This window comes from Streptomyces sp. NPDC057474 (genome assembly GCF_042802555.1).
GTDB lineage: Bacteria > Actinomycetota > Actinomycetes > Streptomycetales > Streptomycetaceae > Streptomyces.
This window is the reverse complement of sequence record NZ_JBHVDX010000321.1, coordinates 1-8,324: the sequence shown is the minus strand read 5'-3', so window position 1 is coordinate 8,324 and position 8,324 is coordinate 1. Positions and strand designations below refer to the sequence as shown.

General features: G+C 68.7%; 2 protein-coding genes. One reads left to right on the top strand and one right to left on the bottom strand.

The features are described from left to right. The first annotated feature begins 263 nt into the window (after positions 1-263). Positions 264-1,640, top strand: coding sequence for a chloride channel protein (locus ACFU53_RS44300; RefSeq protein WP_384005586.1), 1,377 nt, complete (start codon positions 264-266; stop codon positions 1,638-1,640). A gap of 3,920 nt (positions 1,641-5,560) precedes the next feature. On the opposite strand, the gene cas3 is transcribed toward ACFU53_RS44300, so the two are convergent. After that, positions 5,561-8,284, bottom strand: a complete 2,724-nt coding sequence (gene cas3 / locus ACFU53_RS44295; RefSeq protein ID WP_384005584.1) for a CRISPR-associated helicase Cas3' — start codon at positions 8,282-8,284, stop codon at positions 5,561-5,563. Positions 8,285-8,324 lie beyond the last annotated feature (40 nt).

Below are 8,324 nucleotides of genomic sequence, written 5' to 3'. Positions count from 1 at the left end.
GTTACCGGGCCGTGGTGTTAACCGGTTGTCGTCCACTTCCGCGGTGTTTCTGGTCCGTCTCACTTGACGTCAAGGTAGCCTGACGACCCTCTCATTCCCTCAGCCCCGGAGCGACACGCATGGGCGGCGTTGACATGCCTGCATGAGAACGGCGTGCCACGCTCGGAACCGCGCCGCTCCCAACAGGTGGCGAGGCGTTCCGGGTTCGCTGAAAGCCGCCGGTGAGACCGGAACGAGGACCGCATCGCGAGGAGGCAATGCGCATGCCGGTCGCCAAGACCGGGTCCGAGGCCGCGTCGCCCCCGGACCCGATGACGCTTCTTCGGAGCCGCGCGTACCTGGTGCTTCTTTCGATGGCCGCACTGATCGGCGTGCCGGTGTCCGCAGCGGCGTTCGGCTTCCTCGCGCTGGTAGGGAAGGTCCAGCCATTGATCTACACGGATCTGCCCAAGTCGCTGGGATTCGATGGAACGCCGCCCTGGTGGCCGCTGCCGCTGCTCGCCGTAGGGGGACTGCTCGCGGGACTGACGATTCAGTACCTGCCGGGGCACGGCGGCCATGAACCGACAGCCGGGTTCAAGCCCACCGGCGCGCCCACACCCATCGAGCTGCCCGGCATCTTCCTCGCCGCCCTGGCGACGCTCTGCTTCGCCGCCGTCCTCGGACCCGAGGCACCTCTCCTGGCGCTCGGGAGCGGTCTCGCCGCCGGCGCCGTGCGGATGGTCAAACGCGACCCCCCGGAGCAGATGACCGCGGTGTTGGGCGCGGCGGGCAGTTTCGCGGCCGTCAGCTCGCTGTTGGGATCACCCCTGCTGGGAGCGTTCCTCCTGATGGAAGCCTCGGGGTTGGGAGGGCCGATGATGGCGCTGGTGCTGGTGCCCGGCCTGCTGGCCGCGGGCATCGGCGCGCTCATCTTCGTCGGGCTGGGATCCTGGACCGGGCTGGGCACCTACTCACTGGCACTGCACGACGTACCCGAGGCCACGCACCCGACAGCGGCGGAATTCGGCTGGGCCCTGGTCATCGGACTGTCGGCCGCACTCGTGGGTGTCGGGATCCGTTGGCTCGCCGTCCGGCTCAGGACACACGTCGAGCGGCGACGGGTGCCGGCCACGGTGGTCGTGGGCCTGGTCGTGGCGGGGCTGGCGATCGGCTACGCGGAGGGCACCGGCAAACCGGCGACCGACGTGTTGTATTCGGGGCAGACGGCGATGGATCCGTTTCTCACCCACAGCGCCGCGTACTCGGTGGGAGCGTTGTCGCTGCTGGTGCTGTGCAAGGGCCTCGCCTATTGCGCATCGCTCAGCGGTTTCAGGGGAGGCCCGATCTTTCCCGCTATGTTCGTAGGAGCCGCGGGCGGCATCCTGTTCTCCCATCTGCCGGGGCTGACCCTGGTCGCGGGGTTCGCGATGGGTATCGGAGCGATGAGCGCCGCGATGCTGGGACTTCCGCTGGTCTCCGTCCTGCTGGCCACACTGCTGATCGGGGCGCAGGGGGTCACCGTCATGCCGCTGGTGATCGTCGCGGTCGTGGTCTCGTACGTCTCGACGGCGAAGCTCACACCTCCTCCCGCACCGGAGCCGGGGCAGCAACCGAGGCCGGGCCAACAGCAGCCGAGGCCGGATCGACAGCAACCGTGAGCTCGATGGGAGCCGCGGGAGACGCCGGCGGCTGACGGCCGGTCCTGGCCTACGAGGCCGGTCCTGGTTACGAGACCGGTCCTGGCCTACGAGACCGGTCCTGGCCTACGGGGGCCCGGCATTCGAGATGGGCCTCGGCGGGCTTGGCGTAGCCGTGGCGGGCGCGCGGGCGCGGGCGCGGGCGCGGGCTTCCGTAGAGGTCAGGACTTGGCTCCTCGCGGGGAGGAAGTCCTAGCTTCATCGGCGCGATCACCGCGCCCGCGTTCCGGCTCCGGGTCGAGGAATGGATCTCTCGTTCTGGCCGACCGGAGGGGCCCGGAACTCGACCCGTGGGTCCTCGCCCACACACTCGTCGCCTGCGCGGAACACTTCGGCCGCATCGCGCTCACCGATCCCGGCACATTCGAACCGTCACACCTGATCGGCCAGGTACGGGTGATCCTCGGCGACAGCCTCCGCGGGCCACGGGCACATCCGCTCACGCAGCGCCCCGCATCACTCACGCCCCAGCCCGAAAACGAAGCGGCGCCCGAGCCGACCGAAGCCGACCCGAGCGCCGCACCGCAGGTCAGAGAGGATCTCCCCCGCCTGCGAACCGTAGGCCCTGTGGGACTCGAACCCACAACCAATGGATTAAAAGTCCTGGCCATCGCGTGACGGGTGGTTCCGGACGGTACTTCGAGATCCGGAACCACCAGGTCAGAGCGCATTCAGGGTGATGGGCGATCTGCCTCGTGACGGCTCGTGCTGCACCGTCCGCTCACGCATCGCTCACGCATGAGAGGCCGCTGACCAGTGCATTTGCTCCATTTGGCGCGGCTGTACTTGCCGAGCAGACTCATCAAGCACAGCGCCGAAGGCGTCCGGGATCGCGCGTGACCTCCGCATGCGGAGCAGACACGAGGCCCCTCCACCCGTGATGTCAAATCGCCAGCTGACCTCCGCGAGCACGGAGCTGAGGACGCGATCGGAGTGTGTCTCGAAGCCGGCATCGGGTGACCTCCGCTGGCGCAGAGCGGACTACCGGTCGGACATCAACCAGACCGGCTGGGCCGGGGGACCTCCGCGGGCGCGCAGCGGACTCAAGCATCAGCTTTACTTCTGCGTCCGCCTTCGGGGCACCTCCGCGGACCCGATCAGGTTGCCGCCGATAGCGATGAGCACCGGGACACCTCCGTGGGTGCGGAGCAGACAGCGCCCGCGACACCGACATAGTTGCGGAAGCCGGGTGACCCCTGCGGGAGCGGAGCCCACCTGTGCCACACCGCCTCAACTATCAGCATCCGCAGAGAACCTTCGGCCAAGAGACAGAGCGGGCTTGATGAAGTACTTCGCGAAACAGGCGTACATCGGGTGGCCTCCGCGCGTGTGGAGCTGACGCCGACAGCGAGATGCTGGAGTACGGGGTCGACGGGTGACCGCCGCGGACGCGGGGCTGACCTCTGAATTCGAGAACTTCACCCCACCGATCCCGAGTTACCTCCGCGGCTCGGAGCATACGCAGCCACTTGCGGAAACCGGCATGGTGGGCACCTCATTAGGTGCGGAGCGAACACGAACAGCGGAGTCCACTTCGAGACGGCCCGCGAGTAACCTCCGCAGGTGCAGAGCGGACGATGACCAGCCCAGCAGCGTGACTTCGCCTTCCGAGTGGCCTCTGCGAGTGCGAAGCGAACAGCCCGGTTGGTACGGCGGGGCCCTCTGGGTTGGGTGACCTCCGCAAAGCGGAGCAGGCGACGACATGTACGTTCTCCACTGGCTCGATGACGGGTGACCTCTGCGAGTGTGGAGCCAGCAAGGGGGGCGTTCGCGAAGACGCCGGACCCCAGGTGATCTTCGCTAGTGCAGAGCAAACCAGATGATCTAGGGCGAGACCGGGTGACCTCTGCGGGCGCAGAGCAGACTACTTGGAGCCACAGACTCGGCCGTTGGCGGCCGAGTGACCTCTGCAGGTGCGGAGCAGACTGGATGATCGGCATCCTCTACGTCGCGGCGATCGAGTGGCCTCTGCGGGGGCAGAGCAGATCGGCGCATGGCGCCCATCTTCCAGAAGTCGTGCGGGTGACCTCGCCGTTGCGGAGCAGAATCGTTGGGGACCTCACTGTAGGCCGTCAGCTTCGGTTGACCTCCGCGGGCTCGGAGCAGACCAGTGCTTAATGATCAGCCCAGCGATCGTCCAGGGGTGACCTCTGCGCGTGCGGAGCGGACGCGATCATGTGCTCGCGTATCTGCTCGTACGCCGGGTGACCTCCGCGAGTGCGGAGCGGGCGTAGGCAGCCTGTCGCCTTTCTCGTTGTTGCACGGGTGACCTCCGCGAGGGCGGAGCGAACTTGGCGTCGTCGCAGAAGCAATAGCCGCCGTACGGACGACCTCCGCGTGTGCGAAGTAGACGCCGTGTATTTCGTGCCCGGCCCCGTACGGAACGGGCGACTTCTGCGTGTGTGCGGAGCATCCTCGGAGCTTTCCGCCGCTATGGCAGGAGGGGCGGGTGACCTCCGTGAGTGCGGAGCCGACCGACGCCGAGGAACCGACCGTGTACTCGGGGCCGGAGGACCTCTGCGGGTGCGGAGCAGACCGCTGCGCGACGTCAACGTAGTCGGTCGCCGCCGGGTGACCTCCATGAGTGTGGAACATCCAGTGCCGTGCATCCCTGAGCCTGGGCGTAGTACGGGTGATCTCGACGATTGCGAAGCAGACCCGACGATGCACTTCTGGCCCCGCGGCAGAAGCGGGTGACCTCCTCGGGCGCGGAGCAGACTCCCGGACAACCAAGTCGTGAGCGAGCAGGACGGGTGACCTCCTCGGGTGTGGAGCGGACGACCTCGCCAAGTCGTCTGGCCTGTTCGGAGGAGGGTGACCTCCGCAAGTGCGGAGCGGCCGTTTACGCAGAGACGCCCGGCAGGGATCTGTTCGGGTGACCTCGCCTTACTTCAGAGCGGACAACTCGCCAAGTTGGCGTGCTCGCACTCAACCGCCAGACAGCGTGGGGCAGACCACGGAGCGCCCCAGGTGAGTCCCACTTCGGCACGTGGCCATCCGCAGGTGTAGAGCAGATACCGGCACCGAGTGAGTGAGAAGTTGATCGGGCGACCTCCGCATGGTGGGCAGACAGCCACCTGCTTTCTAGGGATCGAGGATCTGCGCGCACCTCCGCGTATGCGGAGCGGCCGTACAGCTACCTGCATGTGCGCGCTGCATCATCGGTCTACCTGCGACGTCTCCGGGACTGACGCAGAGAATCTGTTCAAGACGCCGACTGCAAACGGGCTACCTCCGCTCGCGCGGAGCAGACGCCGTCGGCGACTCCAATCAGGTCATCTACGGCGGGTGACCTCCGCAAGCACGGAGCAGACTTCCTGATATTCATCGGCGAGGAGACGGCCGACGGGTTATCTCCGCGTGGACGGCGCATCCGTGAGACCGGCCTGAACCCCGAGTTCTGTCTTCAGGCCGCCTCCGCTGGCACGGAGCAGACACCGCAGTAGTCAACAGCGACAAACTCCGGGGCCGAGTGACCTCCACGGGTGCAGAGCAGACGGGGCTAGCCGCGCCCGCCCGATGGCCGCCGACGGGTGACCGCGTCCGCAGGTGCGGAGCAGACATCCCGAACTCAGGCGGCCTGTTCCCCTGCTACGGGTAACCTCCGCGGGCGCGGAGCAGACCGGGAAATGTTGGAACGCAAGACAGGCAAGGACGGGTGACCTCCGCGAGTGCGGAGCAGACACCCTGCGGATCTACACCAACACCCGGCTCACCGGGTGACCTCCGAGGGCGCGGAGCGGACTTGATGGCGCGGGGGTTGCCGCCGGACTCCTGCGGGAGACCTCCGCGGGCGCGGAGCGGCCATATTGACCTGGCCAGGCAAGTCGGCTTTGCCATTTTGTTATCAAGGTGCGTGGCTCAGGGCCGGACCGGCCTGGTTACTGGCGTACGAGGCCGTTCTGTGGGTCGAGGCTGATGGCTCTTCCTGCTGCCCGGTAGGGGTTGATGGCGGTGCGTGTGACCGGGTGGGGGAGCAGGATGAGGTCGCGTAGGCCGGGGATGTGGGACCAGTTGTCGGGGGTGTGGGTGGTGGGGTCGCGGCTGGTGAGCCATTGGCTGTTGATGGGGATGGTGGCCTGCATGAGTTGTCGGATGGTGTGGCGGTCGTTGGGGTCGATGTGCTGGGGCAGGGCGGTTCGCGGGGCGTAGTGGGTGGGGTGGAGCCAGTGGTTGCCGTCGGGGGTGAGGTAGGTGGGCAGGATGCGGACGCTGTCGGCGCCGAGTCGGGTGGCGATCTGGTCGGGGTGTTCGTCGGTGTTGGTGAGGGGGTGCAGGTCGCGGACGGCTGCCGGGGCGGGGATGGCGGTGAGGTGGGCTGTGGCGGCGCGTTGGGTGTCGTCGGCGAGGCGGGCGGTGTCGTCGGCGCCCGCGAACTCGGGTCCGTAGACCTGGTCGACGAGGCGTTGGACGTCTTGGGGGACGTTGACCGGTTCGCCGTCGAGGGTGGTGAGGAGGTCGCGGGTGCGGCGTAGGAGGGAGGCCGGGTAGACGTCTCCCCAGGCAGGCGGGGGGAGTTGGCCGGAGGGGATGAGGACGGCCAGGCGGGGTGTGTTCGCCCAGGTGGGGCGGTCGGTGCGGGGGTGGCGGTGGCCGCGGCCGGCTCGCTGGAGGAGGAGGGCGAGTGGGGCGAGGTCGCTGATGACGAGGTCGAAGTCGACGTCGAGTGACTGTTCGGCGACCTGCGTGGTGATCACGACGAATGGCCGGTTGGGGCGTTTGCCGTTGGGGCCGGTCCATCGTTGGAGGCGGCGGGTGATTGCGGTGCGCTGCCGGGCGGGCATCCGGGCGTGGAGGATCCGTACGAGGGGCCGGTCGGTGCTGGTTGCCCAGGTGGTGTCGAGGAGGTCGCGGGTGGCTTGGGCGTCGGCGACGGTGTTGCAGATGATCAACGCGCAGCCCTTGTGGGCCTGTTCGAGGGGGGCGAGGAGGTTGAGGACGGCGCGGGCGCGGCCTCGTGCGCGGTCCGGGTTGTGGGTGTGGGTGCAGGTGATGGTGTCGATGGTGAGCGGGTGGGCTCGGTTGGAGCCGAGGGTGGGTGAGGTGGTGATGGTTCCGGTGGTGTGGTCGGTGTGGGTCCAGCCGGGGTAGCTGGGGTTGATCGGTGGGGTGTCGTGGTGTCCGGCGCCGCGGCGGTAGGCGTGGATGAGGGCTGCGGCGGTGTCGCCGGTGACGGTGGCGGACAGCAGGACGACGGGGACGCCGAGTGCGCCGAGCCATTCGAGCAGGCGCAGGGTCAGCGCGTGGCCGTGGGCGTCGTAGGCGTGGACCTCGTCGATGATGACGGTCTTTCCGGACAGGCCGAGCCAGCGCAGGGCCATGAACCGGTGCGGGAGGACGGCGAGGGCGGCCTGGTCCCAGGTGCCGACGGCGATGCCGGCGAGGAAGCCGCGGTGGCGGCCGCGCAGCCATTCGGCCACGATGTCCGGGCTGCTGGTCGCGGTGACGAGCTGGTCAGGGGTGTAGTCGGCGTCCAGCCAGGCCATCGCGTGCAGCAGCGTGATGGGAGGCGGAGTACGGCAGTTGGCGCGGGCGTACGCGCGGACGCGGGCCCACATGGCGTCGGTGGTGGCCATGGTCGGCAGCAGGAAAGCCAGGCCCTTGGTGCCGGCAGACGGCCCCATGACGCGTTCGGCGAACAGGGCACATTCGGTTTTGCCCTCGCCGGGCGGAGCGGTGATCAGCAGTAGTCCGGGGCCGTTCTTCGCCAGGGCTGGGAGGGACTGGGCGAGGCTGGTCTGAAGGGGGTGCGGGGTCTTGCCGCGCAGGTGGGGGAAGAGGTTGCGAAAGCTGCGGGTGCGTCGCCAGGTGGGTGGGACGAGTTGGGCTTCGCGCAGTGTCTTGGGAGCGGCGCGGCGGGCGCGTCGTGCGTGGGCGTGCCAGTCGTGGGTGCGGTCGCGGTCCCAGCGGCGCTGGCGGGCGCGGATCCAGGGCAGTTGGGAGACGAGCCAGTCGGCAAGGATCACCAGGCCGGTGGTGACCGCTGCGGCGGGGCCGGTGGCCGGGCGGGTGGGCCAGGTGGGGGTGCCGAAGAGGTCGTGGATGAGGTGCATGAGGTGTTCGCGCTGCTCGTCCCACGCCTTCTCCCCCAGGCCGGGTGCGGCGGTGAGCGGGCAGGTGAGTTCGTTTCCCTGATGGGAGAGGGCGATCGGGTAGGTGCCGTGGTGGCCGCCGAGGAGCTGGCCGATCTGGTGGGCCGCACCGCGGGTGGGACGGCCGGTGAGCGGCAGACGGTGCAGGCGGTGCAGGAGTTCCGGCAGGACAAGGTGGGTAGCCCGCTGGTGGCTCGGACTGCTGACGTTGGCGGGTGCGGGTTCGTATCCGGGTTCTCCGGTGAGCGGACCGGCGCCCGGCGCGCAGCCCTGGAAGCCGGGAGTGATCTTGCCGAGGTCGTGGAGGCCGGCGAGGCAGATGACGAAGGTGCGGGCCTCGGGCTCGGTCAGTCCCCAGCCGTCGGCGATGACCGTGCGCTGGCGGGGGGTGAGGTAGCGGTCCCACAGGGCTGCCGCCATCACGGCGGCGTCGATGGCGTGGCAGCCCAGCGGATACGGGTGGGTAAGACCGCGTTCCTTGCCCCACAGCCGGGGCTCGAACGGAGCGGACACGCGCCCTGATTCCTTTCGTACGGACGGGCCACCCGGCCCC

Coding starts and splice junctions, on each gene's coding strand:
- ACFU53_RS44300 (WP_384005586.1), top strand. CDS start 264: ATGCCGGTCGCCAAGACCGGGTCCGAGGCCGCGTCGCCCCCGGACCCG.